Source organism: Chryseobacterium sp. StRB126, assembly GCF_000829375.1.
In the GTDB taxonomy this organism is placed as follows: domain Bacteria; phylum Bacteroidota; class Bacteroidia; order Flavobacteriales; family Weeksellaceae; genus Chryseobacterium.
On record NZ_AP014624.1, the window covers coordinates 2,851,186 to 2,873,204 of the forward strand.

General features: G+C 33.5%; 18 protein-coding genes and 1 pseudogene. 9 read left to right on the forward strand and 10 right to left on the reverse strand.

All coding sequences use genetic code 11. From position 1 onward, the window contains the following. Positions 1-37: 37 nt before the first annotated feature. A pseudogene (locus CHSO_RS25620) lies at positions 38-229 on the forward strand (transposase); the annotation flags it as partial. 40 nt (positions 230-269) lie between these two features. Here the strand turns inward: CHSO_RS25620 and CHSO_RS12915 are convergent. Together CHSO_RS12915 and CHSO_RS12920 are read right to left on the reverse strand one after the other, a co-directional pair. Beyond that, positions 270-1,706, reverse strand: coding sequence for a serine hydrolase (locus CHSO_RS12915; RefSeq protein ID WP_052480592.1), 1,437 nt, complete (start codon positions 1,704-1,706; stop codon positions 270-272). A gap of 296 nt (positions 1,707-2,002) precedes the next feature. After that, positions 2,003-2,809, reverse strand: a complete 807-nt coding sequence (locus tag CHSO_RS12920; protein ID WP_045496516.1) for a helix-turn-helix transcriptional regulator — start codon at positions 2,807-2,809, stop codon at positions 2,003-2,005. Positions 2,810-3,303: 494 nt separating this feature from the next. On the opposite strand from CHSO_RS12920, the gene CHSO_RS12925 reads away from it, so the two are divergent. From CHSO_RS12925 to CHSO_RS12935, 4 genes are all read left to right on the forward strand, one after another. Next, a complete protein-coding gene (locus tag CHSO_RS12925; RefSeq protein ID WP_045496518.1) occupies positions 3,304-4,485 on the forward strand; it encodes an alpha/beta hydrolase-fold protein in 1,182 nt (393 codons plus the stop codon). Positions 4,486-4,487: 2 nt separating this feature from the next. Continuing rightward, positions 4,488-4,721, forward strand: a complete 234-nt coding sequence (locus CHSO_RS12930; RefSeq protein ID WP_198408383.1) for a serine hydrolase — start codon at positions 4,488-4,490, stop codon at positions 4,719-4,721. Between the two features lie 213 nt (positions 4,722-4,934). Further along, the gene (locus tag CHSO_RS26630) at positions 4,935-5,132 is read left to right on the forward strand and encodes an RNA ligase family protein (RefSeq protein ID WP_410493407.1); all 198 of its coding nucleotides are present in this window, start codon (positions 4,935-4,937) and stop codon (positions 5,130-5,132) included. Next, positions 5,047-5,949, forward strand: a complete 903-nt coding sequence (locus CHSO_RS12935) for an RNA ligase family protein (protein ID WP_232509060.1) — start codon at positions 5,047-5,049, stop codon at positions 5,947-5,949. The genes CHSO_RS26630 and CHSO_RS12935 overlap by 86 nt, the downstream gene beginning before the upstream one ends. Positions 5,950-6,007: 58 nt before the next feature. On the opposite strand, the gene CHSO_RS12940 is transcribed toward CHSO_RS12935, so the two are convergent. The 6 genes from CHSO_RS12940 to CHSO_RS12965 all read right to left on the reverse strand — a co-directional run bounded on the left by CHSO_RS12940 (position 6,008) and on the right by CHSO_RS12965 (position 12,557). Beyond that, positions 6,008-7,180 carry a M28 family peptidase gene (locus CHSO_RS12940; protein WP_045496523.1) on the reverse strand — a complete coding sequence of 391 codons (1,173 nt, stop codon included), beginning with the start codon at positions 7,178-7,180 and terminating at the stop codon, positions 6,008-6,010. A gap of 209 nt (positions 7,181-7,389) precedes the next feature. Beyond that, positions 7,390-8,568 carry a M28 family peptidase gene (locus CHSO_RS12945; protein ID WP_045496526.1) on the reverse strand — a complete coding sequence of 393 codons (1,179 nt, stop codon included), beginning with the start codon at positions 8,566-8,568 and terminating at the stop codon, positions 7,390-7,392. Positions 8,569-8,639: 71 nt separating this feature from the next. Then, positions 8,640-9,836: a M28 family peptidase gene (locus CHSO_RS12950; protein WP_045496529.1), complete on the reverse strand. Its 1,197-nt coding sequence runs from the start codon at positions 9,834-9,836 to the stop codon at positions 8,640-8,642. 288 nt (positions 9,837-10,124) lie between these two features. Next, entirely contained in the window at positions 10,125-10,469 is a 345-nt protein-coding gene (gene rplT, locus CHSO_RS12955) for a 50S ribosomal protein L20 (protein ID WP_034694451.1), read from the reverse strand. A 120-nt stretch (positions 10,470-10,589) separates the two neighbouring features. After that, the gene (gene rpmI / locus CHSO_RS12960; RefSeq protein ID WP_034694453.1) at positions 10,590-10,787 is read right to left on the reverse strand and encodes a 50S ribosomal protein L35; all 198 of its coding nucleotides are present in this window, start codon (positions 10,785-10,787) and stop codon (positions 10,590-10,592) included. Positions 10,788-10,880: 93 nt separating this feature from the next. After that, positions 10,881-12,557 (reverse strand): hypothetical protein, encoded by a 1,677-nt coding sequence (locus tag CHSO_RS12965; protein ID WP_045496535.1) that lies wholly within the window; start codon positions 12,555-12,557, stop codon positions 10,881-10,883. A gap of 337 nt (positions 12,558-12,894) precedes the next feature. On the opposite strand from CHSO_RS12965, the gene CHSO_RS12970 reads away from it, so the two are divergent. The 4 genes from CHSO_RS12970 to CHSO_RS12990 all read left to right on the forward strand — a co-directional run bounded on the left by CHSO_RS12970 (position 12,895) and on the right by CHSO_RS12990 (position 18,702). Beyond that, positions 12,895-14,376, forward strand: coding sequence for a hypothetical protein (locus tag CHSO_RS12970; protein WP_045496538.1), 1,482 nt, complete (start codon positions 12,895-12,897; stop codon positions 14,374-14,376). Positions 14,377-14,917: 541 nt separating this feature from the next. After that, the gene (locus CHSO_RS12980) at positions 14,918-15,445 is read left to right on the forward strand and encodes a hypothetical protein (protein WP_232509061.1); all 528 of its coding nucleotides are present in this window, start codon (positions 14,918-14,920) and stop codon (positions 15,443-15,445) included. A gap of 294 nt (positions 15,446-15,739) precedes the next feature. Further along, entirely contained in the window at positions 15,740-18,070 is a 2,331-nt protein-coding gene (locus CHSO_RS12985; RefSeq protein ID WP_232509062.1) for an ATP-binding protein, read from the forward strand. A gap of 2 nt (positions 18,071-18,072) precedes the next feature. Next, positions 18,073-18,702 (forward strand): response regulator transcription factor, encoded by a 630-nt coding sequence (locus tag CHSO_RS12990; protein WP_045496541.1) that lies wholly within the window; start codon positions 18,073-18,075, stop codon positions 18,700-18,702. Between the two features lie 1,402 nt (positions 18,703-20,104). Here the strand turns inward: CHSO_RS12990 and CHSO_RS12995 are convergent. Beyond that, on the reverse strand, positions 20,105-20,671 hold the full coding sequence (locus tag CHSO_RS12995; protein ID WP_045496544.1) for a hypothetical protein: 567 nt from the start codon (positions 20,669-20,671) through the stop codon (positions 20,105-20,107). A gap of 89 nt (positions 20,672-20,760) precedes the next feature. Further along, positions 20,761-21,879: a hypothetical protein gene (locus tag CHSO_RS13000; protein ID WP_045496553.1), complete on the reverse strand. Its 1,119-nt coding sequence runs from the start codon at positions 21,877-21,879 to the stop codon at positions 20,761-20,763. Positions 21,880-22,019 lie beyond the last annotated feature (140 nt).

Sequence of the window (22,019 nt, forward strand, 5' to 3'; positions counted from 1 at the left end):
TAGCAAGAGCCCCGCTGCGCAAAGTTTGTAACTTTGACAGCTTCTTAATACCAAACGTGGAGTAAAGCTTAGAAAACAAAGATGCCACGATGTAGAACCTGTTTTTGCTCAGATCAAACATAACAAAGGATTTAAAAGATTTATGCTTAGAGGACAAAATAAAGTCGAAATAGAAACCGGCTTGATTGCTATTGCGCATAATCTTAGAAAATTGGCTCTGGCAGGATAAAAAACTCCTTCCTTTGCTATCTTTAATTATTTTAGAGTAACTATTTACTGGTTTTTAAATTTTCATACTTAATTTCAGCCTCTTTATCTTGTGGCTCTCTCTTTAAATAAATTTTCAAAGATTCAATGGCTTTTTCCGTTTGATGAGATAATCTATAAGCTTCACTCAAGTTGTAATAAGGTGTGGCAGAATCAGGAAACTGAGTAGTACCCATTTGAAACAGATTAATTGCCTGAATATATTTTTTTTCGAAGAGGAACTTTTGCCCGTATCTTTCTATTAAATTCTCCTTAAGAATATATTTTTTGTTTGAATCAGCTTCTAACTTTTTTATTCCGGCAGAAATACCATTTTTTTCCACTGTTTGGATAACATCTTTTGTATAGAAAAAGTTATCTGTTGCATCTGTACTTCCGGTTAATTGCTTTTTAATGAGATTGGAAACTTCCCAATAATTTTCAACTTCTCCGTTTGTTAAAATTACAACAGTATAGCCAGACTCCGGGAAAATCATCAGTTCATTTGCTATTCCGAAATGTCCGCCCGTATGCCCAAGCATTCTTTGACCATTTAAAAAATTCTCAACGATACCATAAGCGTAAGAACCTTCTTTATATTTCACTTTACCTGTGGAATACAGCTGTGTAAATTCTTTCTTCAGTAACGTGTTCTGTTGAAGAGCCATGGAAAATCTCAACAGGTCCTCTGCTGTCGAATATCCTCCGCCTGCTGGCGTGCCTTTGGTTACATTGCTATACATATTGTTTTTCCAACACCCTGGTTTTTCCAATAGCATTGTATATCCTATTGCCATATTCGGGATTGCCTCTTCCAAATCATAAGAATCTGTATCCTTCATTTTTGCGGGTTCGAAAATGTAAGTTTTTACATAATCGAAATAACTTAATCCAGATACTTTTTCAATGATCAGTCCTAAAACCATGTATCCCGAATTGCTGTATTGAAAACCTTTCCCAGGAGAAAATAGTAATTCCTGATGTATGTAAAGCGGCAGATAATCGCTTACCGTTTTAAATTTTTCTTTCGCTAGTTTGTCGTGTTCGGCCCAAAAGTTTCCCATTCCGGAAGTGTGTGTCAATAATTGATGGATGGTAACGGAATCGGCTACTAGTTTATTGGGGAATTCGGGTAAATATTTACCAACTCTGTCATTTAGCGAAATCATTCCCTTTTCTACCAATTGCATAATGGCTAAACCTGTAAACATTTTATTCATAGAAGCCAAATTAAATTTGGTATTTGCTTTATTGGGGATTTTGTCGGCTATATTAGCATATCCGAAAGCTTTCTTATAGATTGTTTTATCACCTTTGGCAATCAAAACTACACCATTAAAGTAATTCTCCTTCTCAAGGATATGCAGTTGTTTTCTTATGACAGACAGGTTAACCGATTGTCCGAAAGCTAATGTTCCCCAAAGAATAAATAGTAATCTTACCAGAAAGTATCTTATCATTATAAAAAAATTATAACAGTTATTCATTATTTATTATTTCCTTTTGTAGTAATTATTGAACAGGAATCATTTAATTTTGCCGATAACCAATTGTTGTATCCATGGGTCTATAAATTTTTTTGGTTCATGCCAAATTGCAGTTGCTGTAAATTCTTTACAAGCTGAGGCTAGATCCACACAATATTGATGGGAGTTTATAATAATAATTTAATTTCATAAACAGGTCTTCTTGTCTTTTGTTCATAAGTACAAAATTATAGATACAAATACCTTGAACATTGTATGAATGTAAACCATTAAATAAAAAGCCAGAGCATATCTTTTGAAACATTAATATTTTTGAAAAATACGGTAGGAACAACACCTGTTAGTGCTTTGAATTCCCTGTTAAAATGAGGCTGGTCAAAAAATAAATTTTCGTGCGATAATGAAATGAATTTTTCATTGGTTTTCAGAGAAGAGGTAACTTGTCTGAAGCGATGTATTCTTTTATACAGAGATGGAGACTTTCCCGTATATTTAAAAAATACCCTATGGAGATATTGTCTGGATATACCCATTGATTCAGCAATATCATTTAATTTCCATCCTTCTTCAACTTTTTGCAGTATGTTTCGAATCGTTTCGAGCTTCGGACTACAAAGTTTGGAGATAAGATAATTTTCTAAAATATTTGCTTGTTCATCTTTGTTATTTATTTTCAATAGAGCTTGAATCTTAGTTTGGTAATCAGGGTATGGTTTGAAATTCTCCAAATGGTCTGCAGTTGATGATAAAAACACTTTAGGGAAAAAATGAAAAATTGCAAGGGGTTTGAAATATATTGTAAGTTCATTTCTAGGTTCTTCGTAAGTAACGTTAATGGGCTTGGAAATGTTGTAGAATAGAAATGAATCTATCCTTTTAATAGTTGATCTCTTTATTGTGATGTTGTTTTTTTCAGGAATTAACTCTGTGTCCTGACAAATTGTTGCAAGGCAGAAATTACTGGGAAATGTCCAATATTGATTTGATTTTAGGGTATCAAGCTCAGAAATAAAATAGAACCCCTCAATATATTGGCTTAATAGCTCTGATTTTGGTTTATAAAAAGTGATACTCATACTAACTATTACATAATCTCATTTTCTTTTAGAGGATTTTAATATCCCACTTAATCTGTCATTGCGGAAGCTTTTCATTCTCTTTTGTGATCACAATTTCAGTTTCTGGATAGGATCTTATTTTTTATCTGTAAGGTCCATTCGGTGCTCTATGCAAAGACAACTATAACTAAAAGAAAATTGATTTTCGGTTCATATATCATGTTTGCATGGAACAATTTAATACGCATTTATATTACAAAAAATATTTTTAGATCAATCATTTAACGATCATATTAACTGTAATTTAAGATCATATTGCCATACTCTCTTTTATTATCTCTTTTTGGTTCTGATTGCTTTTTAAATGGAACTGGGAATTTATCACTTATTGATCGTCGAAATATGTGGTTGTGTTTAAACGGTAAGAGACCGAACAGAATAGAAGTGAATAAGTTTTTCTTTTTTATATTTGTGATATTTTGAATATCAGTAAGATACAAAACATAAAGCCTATGATTATAGACAATGGAAAAACCTTAGCTTATCAACTTATTTTAATAATTGTGCTGGTGGTATCAAGCATAAATCTAAGCTATTCTCAGGAACCGCTCCCAGCTAGGAAGCAGATTAGTAAAGTATTCCATTCAAAAGTTTTAAATGAGGAACGTCAGTTTTGGATTTATCTTCCGGAAGGTTATGATAGAGGAGAAAAGCTATATCCGGTAATTTATCTTTTGGATCCCGACCAGAACTTTGCCTATGTTACCGAAATGGAAAGATTTCTTTCTGATCGATATCGTATGCCTAAATCTATTGTTGTAGGAATAGTTAATGCTGATAGGGTGCGTGATTTTACTCCAGTCCACTCCATGACCTTTCATGGAAAATTTGACAATAGTTTGCGTAACACTGGCGGGGCAGAAAAGTTTTTAAGTTTCTTGAAGCAGGAGGCTATTCCTTTCATTGAATCTAATTTCAGAACAGTACCTTATCGTACACTGGAAGGGCATTCCCTTGGAGGTCTTTTTTCACTGTACTGTAAGAAAGAGAGCCCTGAGTTATTCCAATCATATATAATCATCAGCCCAGCCATTTATGACGGAAATACTGCAATTTTAACACAATTTCGCGAAGCACTACAAAAGAATGTTGATCGTACTAGTTATTTATATCTTTCCATTGGTGATGAGCCTGATGGCCTTACCCCTGTTAAAACATTGAATGAGAGCCTGAAAAAATATGCGGATAAGAACTTGATATGGGATTTTAAACAATATCACAATGAGGATCATTTTTCCGTGGGGTATCAGAGTATGTATGATGGTTTAAAATTTATATATTCGAAATGGTTTCTAAATCCTCGTGATGCTTCGAAGGTGAAATCATATTTGGATATAAAAACGCATTTTGATGCTCTTTCGAAGCTATATGGGTACGAGGTTATCCCAGATGAAGATCTGGTTAATGAGAGTGGATACCAAAGGCTAAATAACAACGATTTTGTTCATGCTATCGAAATTTTCGCAGAGAATGTAAAAAATAATCCGGAGTCAGCAAATGCTTACGACAGTCTTGGAGAAGCATTTATGAAAAATGGGAATAAACATAATGCGATTGAAAACTACGAGAAATCAATAAAACTCAATCCACACAACCAAAATGCTGTACATATGCTGCAGGAGCTCAAAAAGTAGCTTTGAAGAACAGGAAAAAGGATATCATAGCTATCGTGAAGAAAGATAAAGTTGTGTACTCGAAAGGTTTTGTTTATCGTGACCTTGACCATAAACTTCCGGTAACAGCTAATATTTTATTTGGTATAGGAAGTAATACCAAAGCTTTTACTTCTGGGTTAATTGGAATATCAGGTACAGAAAATAAATTACTCTGCTCCGCAAAGTCTTCTGACTTTGAGCTGTCAAAAACCTAATACAAGAAATAAAAAGAACCTCGCTGCCGCACGAATCCTTTCGTGTGGTATTTTTATTATTGATAACGTTTGAGAAGCCCTCCAGCTTTTTTCCGATTTTATCTTGTAGCAGTTGGAGGATTCTAAAAGTGGCAGTATTTTAATATATTTACAAGATTAATAAATAAACATAATATTTTAAACCAGATGAGTGATTTCTTCGGATATGAAAAAATGCCTGATTCTCTGAAAAAAATAAGACTTAATGAAAGTGATTTATCAAAGCTGGATAAATTAAAATGGGTGGTCACTGAAAAAATCCATGGGGCTAATTTTAGTTTTTCCTATGAAAATAATACACTTCAATATGCTAAAAGGAGAGAATATCTTGCATGGGGAGACGATTTTTTTTGGATTTCAGCTTGTTGTTAATGCATTAGAAAGTAAAATAATTAATCTATTTGAACATTTGCATACTGTCATTCCTGGCAGTAAGTATATTGTTTATGGTGAGTTGTTTGGCGGGAGATATCCCCATCCGGATGTTCCTTCAGTTGAACATTTGCAAGCGATACAAACAGGAGTCTATTATGCTCCGGATATTCATTTTTGCGCTTTTGATATTGGAGTTGTAAATGACCAGGATATAAAATATTATCTCGATTATGAAACTGCAGTTTCTTATTTTGAGCAGTTTGGTATTCCTTTTATAAAGCCCTTATTAATTGGAAAATTTAATGAAGCCCTGAATTTCAATACTAGAATAAACTCTCCTATCCCAATACAGCAATTTGGACTTCCTGAACTGGAGCAAAATCTCATTGAAGGGGTTGTTATCAAACCTTATAATCTGAAAAATACAGAATTATTATCCAACCGGCCCATCATTAAACTGAAAAACCCGGAATTTGATGAAGAAGAAAAGTTTCATAAAGCAGAGAAGTGGTCGTTTATTCCGAATATTTCATCAAAAGCAGAAAGTCTTTCTTTTATCATTGATGAATTAAGAAAGCACGTATCACGAAACAGACTGGAAAGTGTGATTTCTAAAGTGGGAGCTTTGGATATCAATAATTCCCTCCGTGTTTCTGAAATTAAATCTGAGTTCTTGCAGGACATTATTACCGATTTTAATGAAGATAATGGTAATTTGTTGGAAGAATTAACACAGGAAGATCAGAAATGGATTATTGAAAGACTCAATTCGGAAATCCAAAATATATTATCTGTAGCAGCAGGAGAAAAATAATTTAAGTACATTAATAAAAAACAGAGCTGCCTGGCTCTGTTTCTTATTAATATCTGTCTTATCTCTCAATCAAAATGTTTTTAACAAGAGTCTGATCTCCCACTTTTAAAATTCCCATATAGACACCTCTTTCCAAAGTTGAAACATTAATTTTAGTTTCATTATTCACTTTCAGTAGGGTTCTTCCTGACACATTGGTTATTTCAAAACTGAAATTGGCTGTTTTATCCGGTAATTCAATATTAAGGATGTTATTGGCCGGGTTAGGGTAGAGCTTTACATTTTCTAATCCATTTTGTGAGGCTGACTTATTCACAGCTAACGTTGTAGAGGCTGTAGCAAAATGCTGCAAAGCTCCCACTGTGGCCTTTCCAATATTATAAACATACACAGGATCTACATTGGCAAAAGTATCTTTGGAACTGTGTGGAAAAGTACTTCTTATTTTTTCGAAAAAACCGGTGATGATTTCACCTTTCTGCTCAAAAGGAATATAATCAGTATCTGCAGCAGGATCTACAGCTGTTTGAAGCGGAGAATAAAGGGCGGTACAGTTTCTGAGCTGTTGTGTTACCGCAGCTGAAGCCGCATTATTACTGGAAAGACCTCCCTGATCTTCGTCACAGTACACCGTATTATTGTTATTTCCTTTTACACCACCTACCTGATCAAGGTTAAAGACCAGCTTTATATCCAGTTTACGAATTCCGTTTTGATAGGCTACATTATTAACGTAATGGGAACTTCCAATCAACCCTTGTTCTTCTCCGGAAAAGTGAATAAACTTAATAGAATACTCTGTAGGTACATTTTGTAATATTCTGGCCGCTTCAAGAATAATAGATGTACCACTTCCATTATCATTAACTCCTGGTCCGTTAATGGTGTCAAAGTGCCCACAGATAATCACGTATTTATTAGGATAAAGGGTTCCGGTTTTAGTAATAATCAAATTTTTTGAAGTTACCGATCCATAAGTGAAAGGGCTTTCCGTAATCTGGCTGGCCGTATAACCATAAGCAAGATACTTGTTTTTGATCCAGTTTAAGGCATTGGTATTGGCTTGGGACCCAGTTTTTTTAATCCCAAAACTACCGAAATCCTGGAGATTCGTTGTAATATTGGTTTGGGTTACCATATCAGCCCTGTCCTTATAAGCCTGAATAAAAGTTTGAGCGCTAATGCTCTGCGCAATTAATGAAGTGCATAAGAGAGTGGTAATTCTTTTCATATATTAAATTTTTAAATGGTATTACGAATGTAGCAAATAAATCACAACGAAGTGTTTAAAATTTTATGGATGCCATAAAATTTATCAGAAAATTTAAAAAATAGTAGAGTAGTACTATTGATGCTGGTTTATGTTAATATACTAAGCAATAAAAACCCTTTGAAGAAATTCAAAGGGCTAAGTATTTTAATAAATGCTTTTAATAGAAATTATTTGGCTATAATAACCTTCCTTACTACAGTCTTATCACCGGTCTTTATAATCCCAACATAAGCACCGTTTTCCAGGCTTGAGATATTAACTTTAGTTTTATTATATGTTTTAAATAAAGAACGTCCCTCAAAATCAGTGATTTCAAAACTGAAATTCGTTATTTTAGAATCTGGAAATTCAATGCTGATGAAGTCCTTTGCCGGATTAGGGTAGATTTTTATAGATTCTAAAGGGTTTTTTGAAATAGTTTCCTGCGTTCCTAATGTTTGTGTAGAAGCACCAGCAAAATGTTGTAGTGCTCCTACAGATGCCTTTCCAATCTTATAAATATACTCCGGATCTGTATTGGCAAAAGTGTCATTAACGGTATGTGGGTAGCTACTTCTGATCCTTTCAAAAAAACCTGTGATAATCTCTCCTCTTTCTTCGAATGGAATATAATCTGTATTTTCGGCAGGGTCAACAGCAGTCTGAAGAGTGGAATACAATGCCGTGCAATTTCTTAACTCCTGTGTTATGGCAGCAGAAGCAGCATTATTACCCGGAAGACCTCCCATGTCTTCGTCACAATACACGGTGTTATTATTATTTCCCATTACTCCTCCTACCTGATCCAGGTTGAAAACCAGTTTAATATCCAGAATACGATTACTTCCTTGATAAACAACATTGTCTACATAATGATAACTGCCTAAAAGCCCTTGCTCTTCTCCGGAGAAATGAATGAACTTAATGGAATATTCTGTAGGAATTGTTCTTAAAATTCTTGCCGCCTCTAAAATAATAGAGGTTCCACTTCCATTATCATTAACACCTGAACCGGCAATGCTATCAAAATGTCCACAGATAATTACATATTTATTAGGGTAAACTGTTCCTGTTTTTGTTATGATTAAATTTTTTGAAGTGGTATTCAAATAAGGAAAAGTATCTTCCGATATTTGGCTGGCTGTATATCCGTAAGAGAGATATTTGTTTTTAATCCAATTGAGTGCGTCAGCATTAGCCTGAGTTCCTGTTTTTTTTAACCCCAAACTAGCAAATGCCTGCAGATTTGTGATAATATCCGTTTGAGAAACCGCATCAGCTCTGTTTTGATAAGCTTGAATAAAACTTTGTGCGCTGATACTATGTGAAGCTATAACGATTAATAAAAAAGAAGTGATTTTTTTCATCGTGTGAGTATTATAAGGCTGAATAATGCATTATTATAGGAACTGAGAAGTTCATCATTATCATATATTGGTTATTTTTCAATGATCATCTTCTTAATGATATGATCTTTGGCTGTTTTTATAGAGATCATATATGTTCCATTAATCAAAGGGGTAGTATCTATTTTGTGTTGATTCTCAGAACGAAGCACTGTATTTCCGGTCATATCGGAAATTTCAATATTGAACTGCTTAATGTTTTGGGGCAATTCCACCGTTAACAGATTTTTTGCCGGGTTAGGATAAATATTTACAGTTTCTGATAATCTTTGTCCTGTAGTATCCTGTGCTCCCAGAGTATTATTTGCAGTAGAAGCAACCGCAAAATGCTGTAATGCTCCTACAGCTGCCTTACCTACATTAAAAACGTAAACAGGATCTATATTGGCAAAAGTATCATTTGTACTGTGTTCATTTTCACTTCTGATATATTCATAAAAACCGGTAATAGTATAACCTTTCTGTTCAAAAGGGATATAATCCGAATTATATGCGTTAGAAGTAAAAGTCTGAAGAGGAGAGTAAAGTCCTGTACATACAGCCAATTCCTGAGTTACAGCAGCAGATGCCGCATTATTTCCGGACATTCCACTGATATCTTTTTCACAAGTAATCGTATTATTATTGTTTCCTAACTGGCCGCCTACCTGATCTATATTGAGAACTAACTTAATATCTAATTTACGTGTAATCCCTTGATAAGCAATATTGTCCGCGTAATGATAACTTCCTTTAAGTCCTTGTTCTTCTCCAGAGAAATGAATAAACTTAATAGAGTATTCAGTAGGAACGTCTTTTAATATTCTTGCTGCTTCTAAAAGGATAGAAGTACCACTGCCATTATCACTAACTCCAGGTCCAACGATGGTGTCATAATGTCCACAGATAATTACAAACTTGTCTGGATAAACAGTTCCTATTTTAGTAATCACTAAATTTTTAGAACTGATACTATTTCCGTTAAAAGTTGTATAAGTAAAAGGGTCTTCTTCAATCTGGCTGGCCGTATATCCATAAGAGGTATACTTGGTCTTCAGCCAGTTCAGCGTATTGGTATTTACAAGGGAACCTGTAGTTTTTACTCCAAGATTTTCAAAATCAGTAAGATAGTTCGTGATATTTGTTTGAGAAACCATATCCGCTCTGGTCTTATAGGCCTGAATAAGATTCTGTGCTCCGATATTTTGCAACACTAAGGAGGTAAATAAAAAAACAGCTATTTTTTTCATTTATTCAATTGAATTAATTTTCAGTTGCTAATATAAGAATTAATGGTGGATTTTATTTCGATAATCAATGTTATTCGTCAGTATTCAACTGTTTTTTTAATAATGCTATAACCTGTGATATTATTTAATCTTAAATTTAATTTTATTTTCATCTAAATATCATTTCAGGCTTATATTTTACATGTGGGGGTGAAAAGTATTGATCCCCTGTGAATAAAATGGTGTATAAATAAAAAAATCCCGGATAAAAACCCGGGACTATATTGATAACAAAAATAGTATTCTACATTATTTTACTTGATCTACAACAGCTTTGAAAGCTTCAGGGTGATTCATTGCTAAATCTGCTAAAACTTTTCTGTTAAGCTCAATGTTGTTCTTTTTAAGAGCTCCCATAAATTGAGAGTAAGACATTCCGTGCTCTCTAGTTCCCGCGTTGATACGAGTGATCCAAAGTGCTCTGAAGTTTCTTTTCTTCTCTTTTCTACCACGGTAAGCATATTGCATTGCTTTTTCTACCGCGTTTTTAGCTACAGTCCAAACGTTCTTTCTTCTACCGAAGAAACCTTTAGCTTGCTTAAAAATTTTCTTTCTGCGAGCTCTTGAAGCTACCGCATTTACTGATCTTGGCATAATTTAAATTGTTTTTTTGAAAAGGGCGGCAACTGATGTTACTCTTATTTGCACCGTTTCAGGGTTAAAATTTTGAATTTGTTTTTGAATTCTTATAAACCGAATATAGATTTATAAAAACTACTTAATTGCTAATTGACGTTGAACGCTTTTCTCGTCCACTTTAGCTACGTAAGAAGTACTAGTAAGATTTCTCTTCTGCTTAGTTTCTTTCTTAGTTAAGATGTGGCTTTTGTAAGCGTTTTTTCTTTTGATCTTACCTGTTCCAGTAAGAGCAAAACGTTTCTTAGCACCTGATTTCGTTTTTAATTTTGGCATTGTTTTGCTTTTTTATTGTTTTTGTTATCAATATCTGTTTATGGTTTCCTAAAGACATTAGGAATAATAGTTTGCAAAAGTACGAAAAAAATATCAATATTTCCTTTCCAGAACAAGACTTTCTAAAAACATATGGTGTTTTGGGGTAATTTTAATGGTTAACTGTCCATTTTTCATCTGAATATCAGTATTGAAATCTACCGTTTTTTCTTCTGAACCTGCTATTTTCCAATCTCTGGATGGAAGATGGTCTATAGATAGAGTATACATGTTTCCTTTATTCATTGTTTTAACCAGTTTATTATCGGAAAATATACTCACATCATCTGATGAAGTCTGGAACAAGTATCCTGGAATGATTAATTGATTACCATTGTTTTTAATACCTGTATTCTTCCCGTATTTATTGAAGAATAATTGATATTCTTCCTCTTTTTCTTTTGATTTTACCTTAATGTAATTATTCTTGAAAACTTTATTAACCCTCAGTTGATCGCCAATATTAAAGTTGAGTTCACCTCCAGTATGGAAAATAATAATATCAGGATTTTGGTTCATCACATAATTAGCATCACCCAGTTCATGGGCCAAAGATCCATTTCCAAAATTCTTAGGCGGATGTCTTGGAATATAATAATCATTTAACCCGAGCATATCAAGAGTAGGTAATTCAGATGAGTAAGGAATACAGCCTGCAGTAGTAACAGCAACCAGCGTTTGATTGGGAAATGTTTTCTTTAAAGTTTCTCCCAGTTTCATTCCCCTGAACTCCCATCTTTCATCAATGGCACGTTCATTATCAGGGATTTTAGGTTGAACAAATCCATTTATTATTAAAAGTAGAATAAAACTCAAGCTTGTTTTTTTTGAAGTCAAATTAATCCTTTTGAAATAATGCAATCCAAAAATAATTGAGAAAACAAACAGTATCAGTACAACATAATAATGCCTGAAAGCAGGAAATATATCTCCGCCAACCAAAGTCACATAACCAACCCAGGAAGCCGTTAACAGTAATAAATAATATCCGAAAAGATTTTTGTTTCTTAAAAGATAATAAAGAGATCCTAACCCTAATCCTGATAATACTAAAGTACTTAGGAAAGCTTTAAAATTATAAAAGCCACCGCGTAAAATGTGATGAATAGTTACTTTTACCTTCACCAAAGCTGTATTAGGAACCAATTCCCCGTAAAAATTATAGCGGAATGCAAGTTGTCCCAGTAAAAACAGTGATGGAATAATTGCTGTGGCAAAACCTATTTTAATGAACTGATCTTTCTGCTTTCTATATATTGCTAATAAAAACCCTGAGGTAAGTATGGTAAATAAAAATCCATCCGGTCTGGTAAGTGCTAAAAGTCCCAGCCAAAATGATAAAAGATAAATTGTTTTGAAATTTTTATCATTAATAATTTTTGAAACCTCTATTAAAATTAAGGTCAGAAGTAATACATATAAAGGCTGTTCCAATCCACCAATGGCCCAAACAGCAAAGCATGGAGTAGTAGCTAATAATGCAACCCCCAGAAAAACATATTCTTTTGGTATATTTTTATTTCTAAAATAATAAAGAATACTTCCCAATATCCCTAATGAACACAAAATGCCAATAATTCTGGCAGCAAGAATAAGATCCACACCTAATTTGCACAATACAGATACTGCTAAAACCCAAAGCAAATTAGAATACCCTTCAACCGGGTGTCCATCATTCCAGGTTAATCCTTTTCCTTCAATAAAACGTTGTGCATAGCGTAATGAAATCAAGCTATCATCTGAAAAAAAAGGGTAATAATAGTAGCATCCGAGAGAAAAAAAATTGCTGCTATGAAAAAAAAGGATAAATATCCTAATCTCATGGTTTATTTATATTTATACTAATGTTTCCTAAACTTTTTAGGATAACGGCTACAAAATAATGAAAATTAAAAAAACTACAAATAAAAATTCTTGTCGTATTTCTCTTTTATGTTCTATTTTGAATATAATTAAAAGATATTGTTGACTGCATCTGTTTTAGCAGCTTATATATTCTAAAATATAGCTGATATTCGGGATTGTGTTACTCTTTGCTTCTCTCTAATATTGATGAATATTTCGGAGTATGAAAACAATAGTATACAGTATCTTTTTTATGTTGGCATCAGTTACCGCTTGTACACAGGAAAAAAAAGATAATTCTCAATTAGCATCTTCAAAAATAAAAACCATCAAGAGCATTCCCTTTTTAACTCAACAGAATGAGTTTATTTATGTGGATAAAACCAGTCTGAAACCGGTCAATAATCAAAAATATCAAAGTGCATCTCTGTTTACTGCTACAGGTTTTGCCGTTGTTATGAATGAAAAAGATGAATATGCCGTTATAGATGAAAGTGGAAAAATAGTATTGGGATTTTCTGCTGAGAAAATTAATTTAAATGTTGTAAACGGGCTCACATTTTATAAAAAGGATATTGAATATGAAAAGAAAATGCCTGTCTGGAAATGGGACTGGAATATCATGGGAAGTGGCATTAAAAAAGAACAGACCTATCATAAAATAGAGATTGGAATTTTAGAAAATAAACAAGTCTTACTTCATGAAGACATTCCGTACTTAGAAGATAATTATTATCTCAATTTTATTTCTTTAGATCATAACCATGTTTTCTGGAATGGTACTCTTTACGAAATCAAAAAAGACCGATTAGATAAAATCGAAAATAATATTACAAAGTTGTTAGAAAACAAACGATTTATCAAAGGCTCTAATGCCCATTTTTCTGTGTATGAATTAAATCAGAGAAAAGCAGTTCACAGCAATTTAACAGGATCTGAAACACTTTCGATCATGTTTGGGCAGGAGAAGATAACATTGAAAGAAGTTAACAAAGAACGTTATGAACCGGAAGTTCCTAAACTTTTAACAGACAGCAAAACAAAGGATGTCTATGCTTTTCCACAATATGAAAAGGTATTTCCAAAGGAAATTACAAAGGCAACAGCTTCGCAAATAGATTTCATTAAAAATACTTCCTTAGTGTATTCCATCACCAATTCACCTTATTTTTTACTAGGAGTTTTTAATTACGACCATGACATTTGGGCGTACGATTGGCTTTATATTGATACTGAAGGAAATATTACAGATTCCATTGGTTCCTATGATTTTAAAGTGTTGGATCAGGTCGGGAATCTGGTTTGGCCCGATAGAAAAATGATTTTACCCAATCAATATGTTGGCAAAAACTGGAAATTCGGTAAAATAAATTATTATACAGGAATGAATGATGTATATCTTATCCAAATTGAAAACGAACAACAATTGAGAACTATGGGCTTATGGAATAGTCATGAAAAAGCATGGGAAATAAAGCCTGAATATCATAATATATCAGTTTTGGATACAGAAGAACAGATCTATGCGCTTCAGAAAGAACAAGAAGGGTTGTATACACTGTATGATAATAAGAGCAAGAAAAATATCGGATCAAAAGCTTATAATTCTATCAATTCGGATGGTTGGGTAAAGGTTAAAATTAATTCTGGTGAAAATAGGTATTATTATATTGATATTTATTCCGGAAAGGAATATAAAGAATGATGTAAGGTTTTTATTAAACCGAGTTGGTTAAAGAAATTAAATATAAGTGTACTGGAAGCTGGAAGAGGGAGGCAGGAAGTCTTACTTTCAGTTACCATTAGTGACAGCCACAACACAAAGAAATTAAAAAAGACAAACAATTCTTTATGACTTCTATAACTCCATTCTTCCAGCTCCCAGCTTTAAACCTTTCATACTAACCTAAATATTTAAACATGCTTTCTCTGCAGATTTACACTTAGAAAGAGCATTATTTCTTGTTACTTTGATGATGTTTTTCGGGGCCGGATTTTTATGTATGCTTATCACTTTTATTATTAATTCAGTACAAGAGAAAAGAAAAAAAGATCTTATTACTTCATTGTATTTCTGATTCCCGGAATTATTGTGGTCAGTTTAGCAGCCACTTATTTTTGTATGTTACTATTTGATATATGCTTTGACATATCGAACTAGTGGTCAAAAAACCACTATTATCAGGGATATTTTGAACCAATGACTTTAATTATCTTTAGCTCAAAGATTGATTAAAGATAAGAGAGTGAAACATTTTGTGATTTTAACTTCACTTTTTGCGCTGCTGGGCTGTAAAAGCAACGCTCAGAAATTGCAGGTTACTACCATTTATACTGAACCCAAAAGGGTTACAAAAGAAATTCCCGAAACAGATAAAATACATACCTATACAACTCGTAAGGCGGTTACAGAGCGTCTTAGTCCTATGATTTTCATGCTTTCCAAAAATGCTGAAGTATTACAGTTTCGTATTCAGGGAAATATCAGTTCCGGTGGACATACCATTCATCAGGTGAGAAAAATTCGTTTTGAAAGGGGAGAGCAAAGTGGGAATACTATTACGCTGAAGTATTATGTGGAAATCAAAAAGAAGCCAGGGAAAGAAAAGGCAAATGTACAGGGATATAATTATACACAGGATGAAATTTACAAAATTCCGAGTGATATTAAAATCATAAGAATAGAATTGTATGAAGAACAAATTAATGATCCATCAGATACAAAATCCACGCTAGTTGCTCAACAAACCTTTAATTTCTTTGCCAAAATCTAAATGCTGAAACAAATTGTAGCAATGCATAACCCTCAATTCATAAACATAGATGTAAAGTCTGTTATCGATTTTGACCAGGAAGCTGTTTTTTTGATTCCATTGTATGCGTAGACGAGCATCCTGATGTAGCTTTACGTTCAGCATTAGACATAAATTTAGATTCTGAGTTATTACAGGAATTTATTGAATGTAAAAATGAGAATAGCTAAATAAATATCCTTGTCAAGGTTTCAAACCTTGACAAGGATAAACATGATAAAATTTGCAGCTTAAATAAAGATCCTACATTTAAAAATGAAAGAAAACTTCATAAATGGAAATATTTTACTGAACAGCATCAGTCCAAAATTGAGTAGGAGTATTTTACTTATATTTACGTTCCTTAATGTAATACAACTTAATAAAGACAAGGGTTTGAGGTACAGGCTATTATTTATATTTACGTTACTTATTTGTCCGTTTTTTGCTCAGGCACAAGATATTTTAAGCAAATTAGAGAAGGAGTATAACAATGCTTCAAACCAAACAGAAGAACAACTTAATCTGGCACCCAAATATGCCACTGCCTTATTTTTTCATAAGGCTAAACCGAAATCCTATCAGATTTTAGCCCATAACATTTCCATTGCAACAAAGCAAACCGATGGAAAATATGCCACTATTTTATATGCTGTTCTGGCCATGAACTACCGCCTGGACAATAAAGAAGCCGAGTCTTCAAAAAGTCTGGATCTGGCTACAATTTACAGTTTAAAAACAAATAGTAACGAAGCTAAAGGCTATCTGGAATATGCAAAAGGCTGGATTCTGGTTCGTAATAATAAAACAACAGAGGCAGTAACAGCCTACCTTAAGGCTATTAATTATTATGAAAATTCCCCAACAACTTCTACACTATACGGAAGATTTGGGAATGTAGCCAAAGAGCTATCCACTATTTATTCTAACCTGAATGAATATCAACTGGAAGAAAAATACGGGAAACAGTTTTTGTTATTAGCATCCAAACAAAATGATCCTGGTTTGATCTTCGATGCGTATATGCGAATGGGGTATATATATGAACAGAAATATGCTCAAAATCCATCAGATATACAGTTTAGAAATAAAGCAGAGCAGTTTTATCTGCAGGCTATTGCGACTTTCAATAAAAATAAAGAATCTATGCTCAATAAGAGCAATCTTTCTTATGCTGCAATCAATTTAGCCAATTTATATACCGAATTTAACCCGGAGAAAGCGATGCAATACGCTCAACTAGCCAATAAGGTGAGTCTGGAAACCGGTGATCCTATTCATATTGCTTCTTCATTTGGAATATTGGCAGAATTGGCCATACAGGATAAAAATTATGATTTAGCCAAGTCTTATTTTCTGAAAGCTGCTATGGAGATCGGAAAAAGCCCGGTAAGAGATCATAATATTGAATTATCTATTCTGGAGTCTTTATCCCGAATTAGCGAACAGCAAGGCAATTACAAAGAAGCTCTTACCTATTATAAAAGCTATGTAGACAAATATAAAAGTGTTTATGATCAGGAAAAACTGGATATCACCAAAAGACTGGAATCTCAGTTTGAAAAAGAACGACAGGAACAGAAATATATAAAACTTCAACTTGAAAGTGATAAAAAAGCCCAGCAAATTAAATTGATCAACATTCTTCGAGCACAGCGCGAACAAGTCTATAATAACTTGAAACTGGTAGAAGAAAACCAACGTGAGCGTTTGAAATTTTCAGAGCTTGAGGCTGAAAAAAAAGAACAACAGCTTCGTTTGGCCAAACTGGAAACCAAACAGAAGAACAACGATATCAACAGTTATAAAAAGTTGCTGGCATTCAAAGAAAAGATCAATACCTATTATATTGTTTTTATTTTCATTTTCATCGTTCTTATTTTCTTATTGCTGTATGCGTATAAACAACGTGTAAAGTCGATTAAGCAGAGAGATGAACTGCATGCCCTGGCCATGGAAAAAGAGAAGCAGAACTCTAAAATATCTACGCTTACCGCATTGCTGGAAGGGCAGGAGCAGGAGCGCGGCCGTTTAGCCCGTGATCTTCATGACGGATTGGGCGGATTGCTTTCAGGAACCAAACTCCAACTGTCTATTTTAGATCCGCATCAATCTGGAAATATAGAGGAGGGAATTTCAAAATCAATCAACCAGATTGATGGTGCTGTAGAAGAATTACGTCGTGTAGCGCATAATTTAATGCCTGATTTATTAATGAAATACGGCTTGGTAGCGGCCATTCAGGAGTTTGCTTCACGTATGTCCAACAGTGCATTAAACATCCATACAGAATTTATCAATTACAGTAATTCCATAACAGAAGAAAAACAACTGCTTATCTATAGAGTCATTCAGGAATTGGTGAATAACGCCATCAAACACGCCAAAGCCTCTGAAATCATCATTCAGATCAGTGAAGAAGACAATGTATTACATCTTACGGTAGAGGATGACGGTAAAGGTTTTGAGCTCGCCAGCTTAGACTTTAGAAAAACAGCAGGTTTTCATAATATAGAATCAAGAGTCCAGTTTTTAAAAGGGACGATGAATATCACGTCCCAATTGAATATTGGTACCAGTATAGAACTTCAAATTCCTACTCATTAAATATGATAAAAGTAGCCATAACAGACGATCATCCGCTTCTATTGGAAGGGTTGAAAAATATTTTAGATAATAACAATAACATAAACGTTGTAGAGTGTTTCAAAAATGTTTCGGAAATGAATGCAGGTTTGAAAAAACAAGCTGTCGACATTTTATTATTAGATATCAATTTAGCAGATATCAACAGTATTGAGCTTATAAAGCCTTTAAAGAAAAAATACGGGAACCTTCAGATCATTATGCTTAGTGTTCACAATGAACTACCTGTCATCAATAGTACTTTGGCCGAAGGTGCTTTGGGATACATTCAAAAAAATGCTTCTGTTTCTGAAATTCTGGAAGGAATTAATACCGTTTATGCTGGTAACCAGTTTTTATGCTCACAAACCCGCTCTGTTTTGGAAAAAAAATCACCAGAAGGCTTGAATCAGGTTCCTAAGCTGACACGAAGAGAAAAAGAAATTCTGGCTGAAGCTGCAAAAGGATTAACTACCAATCAGATGGCCGAAAAGCTGTTCATCAGCCCGCACACCGTAGAAAGCCACCGAAAAAATCTTATTGAAAAATTTCAGACCTCCAATCTTAGTTCTGCCATTAAACTGGCCATAGAATACGGTTTGATTATCGAATAAGATATCCTAAAAAGGTAGCAAAGCTGCTAACTAAACTTATGGGTAAACGTTCGCTTAAAAAAAATCAACGAAACTGATTCATTGCTTTGCTTCCTTAAAATAATACGTTACTAAAAATAAACCCTTTGCGTCTATAAAATATCTCAGGTCGCTATAAACCGAGTATCGAATGGTATTTGTGGGTAAAGACAAAGGGTATAAGTTTGTTTTTAGTTCCCACAGATTACGCAGATTTCACAGATGATATTGGAAAACATTGTGAATAAATATAAAAGTATATGTTAAGTTTTCGCTTCATCAGAATCAATGCTAATTGATTCACTGCTTTGCTTCCTTAAAATAATACGTTACTAAAAATAAACCCTTTGCGTCTATAAAATATCTCAGTTTGGCCGCTATAAACTGAGTATCGAATGGTATTTGTGGGTAAAGACAAAGGGTATAAGTTTATTTTTAGTTCCCACAGATTATGTAGATTTCACAGATGATATTGGAAAATATTGTGAATAAATATAAAAGTATATGTTAAGTTTTCGCTTCATCAGAATCAATGCTAATTGATTCACTGTTTTGCTTCCTTAAAATAATACGTTAAAATAAACCCTTTGCGTCTATAAAATATCTCAGGTCGCTATAAACCGAGTATCGAATGGTATTTGTGGGTAAAGACAAAGGGTATAAGTTTGTTTTTAGTTCCCACAGATTACGCAGATTTCACAGATGATATTGGAAAACATTATGAATAAATATAAAAGTATATGTTAAGTTTTCGCTTCATCAGAATCAATGCTAATTGATTCACTGCTTTGCTTCCTTAAAATAATACATTACTAAAAATAAAACCTTTGCGTCTATAAAATATCTCAGATCGCTATAAACCGAGTATCGAATGGTATTTGTGGGTAAAGACAAAGGGTATGAGTTTGTTTTTAGTTCCCACAGATTACGCAGATTTCACAGATGATATTGGAAAATATTGTGAATAAATATAAAAGTATATGTTAAGTTTTCACTTCATCAGAATCAATGCTAATCGATTCACTGCTTTGCTTCCTTAAAATAATACGTTACTAAAAATAAACCCTTTGCGTCTATAAAATATCTCAGTTTAGCCACTATAAACCGAGTATCGAATGATATTTGTGAGTAAAGACAAAGGGTATAAGTTTGTTTTTAGTTCCCACAGATTACGAAGATTTCACAGATGATATTGGAAATGTTATGAATAGATACTTCAAACTCTATGTGCCTATGTGGTTAGAAACTGCTTGCAAAGAAATATCCTCTTAAAAATCTTAATCGTTTAAATTCAGTGCCAGATATTAATACTAGCAAAAAGGTCTGCTTACATCGTAAAAGCAGACCTTTTCTATATATAAATTTAAAATTAGGTGTTCAATTATTAATCTTTAAATCTAAGTGTAGCTTGAAACAGGTTTTTCTTTCCTGTTAAATCATATTCTTCATTGTATGCAGGCTCATACATTAAAAGGTAAACTCTGCCATCAACATCTTTTAAATGAACGGGCTGATCCACCATGATGTCATAAAACCTTGTGATGGTACGTGCAGCCGTCCATTGTTTTGAGTTTCCTTTAGGGTTTTTATCGAATCTGTGATCTTTTACCCCTGTATAATACCAATACGATGGTGCAGAATCCATCAGAAACATTTCTTTATCCTTGTTATACAGTTCCTCTGCCATCCCTGTACTTTGAAACCATGGAACCTCAGGGTTGAATGCCCCTATAGCTCCTGCATAAATATCTTTATTAGTAGTTGCTCCCACTAAAAACCCTTCAAGATTGGCAGCAGTAAACTCAAATACAAAAGGTGATTTTTTTAGATCATAAACATCATTTACAGGTTCAATTACTTTTCCGTCCTGTTTAATAACTACCTTTAATGATTGTGCAAAAGTCATAAAACTTAATAAACAAAAAAGAATCGCTAAACTTATTTTCTTCATGGTATATCTTTAAATAACTGCTGCAAAGATATTAGACTTTACCTCCATAAACACTGGCTGGTTTCAGGGGTTTTTATCTTACTTCTTTCCTAGTGGGGCCAATTGCTATAGGGGTTATAATACTTTTTTTTCATTCGAAACAGATCAGCCTTCAGCTTAATTTTTATGAAAGCTGCTTTTTGCTTTTTGCCATTTGATGAAGCTGAATTGGTAGGATAAACTTCGGCATAAAAGGTTTCATCATCCGCCCAAAAAGCTTTTGTTTCATCGCCAATTTTGAAGTTGGTGAAGTTTGCATATAAAAGGTTTTCCTGGGTATGACTTTGTTCTGCATAAGTACTGATATCAAAATTACTTCCTACATCATTATTTGAACCAATATAAGATATCCAGTTTTTACTGGGAAGAATGTGGGGATATCCACCTGTAAATAAAGAAAAACCTGCTGTTGGCTTTACATTATAAAAAGAATAGTAGACATCTGTAGTTTCTGCCGGATTTTCTTTGAAGACCTCCAGATGCAGGGAAGGAGACTGCCCTATATATTCATTGGATAATGTTCCGTCTTCCGTAGATACATTCTCATGTTGTGTAATCACCGTTTCTTTTGAATTTTCAGTATAGATCCAATTATTATCCTTTAATTTAACCTGTGGATTTTTTACCAGAACTTCGTCAATTTTATTTGTAGAAGCAGCTTTAAACTCCTGTTCAGAAACCTCCGTTATCGTGCCATATTTACTGAATGATTTATTTTTAAAATCCTGAGAATCTTTTAATGTACTGCTTCTGATCTCATACAGATCCACACCTTTTAAAGTCAAATCAAACGAGGCTGTGAATTCTGATTTCAACACAAAAGCTTCAATGCTGTTCGAAATAGTATTATTAATGCTGTAATGAATAGAGTAGAAGTCATCAAACTCTTCAAATCCATAATAGTTATCCAGTTTATTATACGCAATTTTCAGATGAGCAGCTGTTTTATTGGGACTCACAAAAAACCGTACAGAATCCATTTTTGTAAATAACTGAAAAGGAACTTCCTGTACATTATCTACACCTTTTATCTTTTTGAAATCAGCAAATGCGATGGTCTTCTGAGCAACTTCAGTTTCTGCTTTCTGATTTTCTGACGATTTATTCTGCGGATTACATCCCATTAGCACAACTGTAGAGGATATGAAGAGTTGATATAAAGGTCTCATTGTTCTATTTTTTTCGGACAAATGTATCAGTATTCAATTCAGCAGCCAACAAAACGCCTTAATACCGGTAATAAATGGCTGAAAACAGGGATATATTGAATCGCATATTTTAATCAATTTTACACCGTTAAAACTAAGTA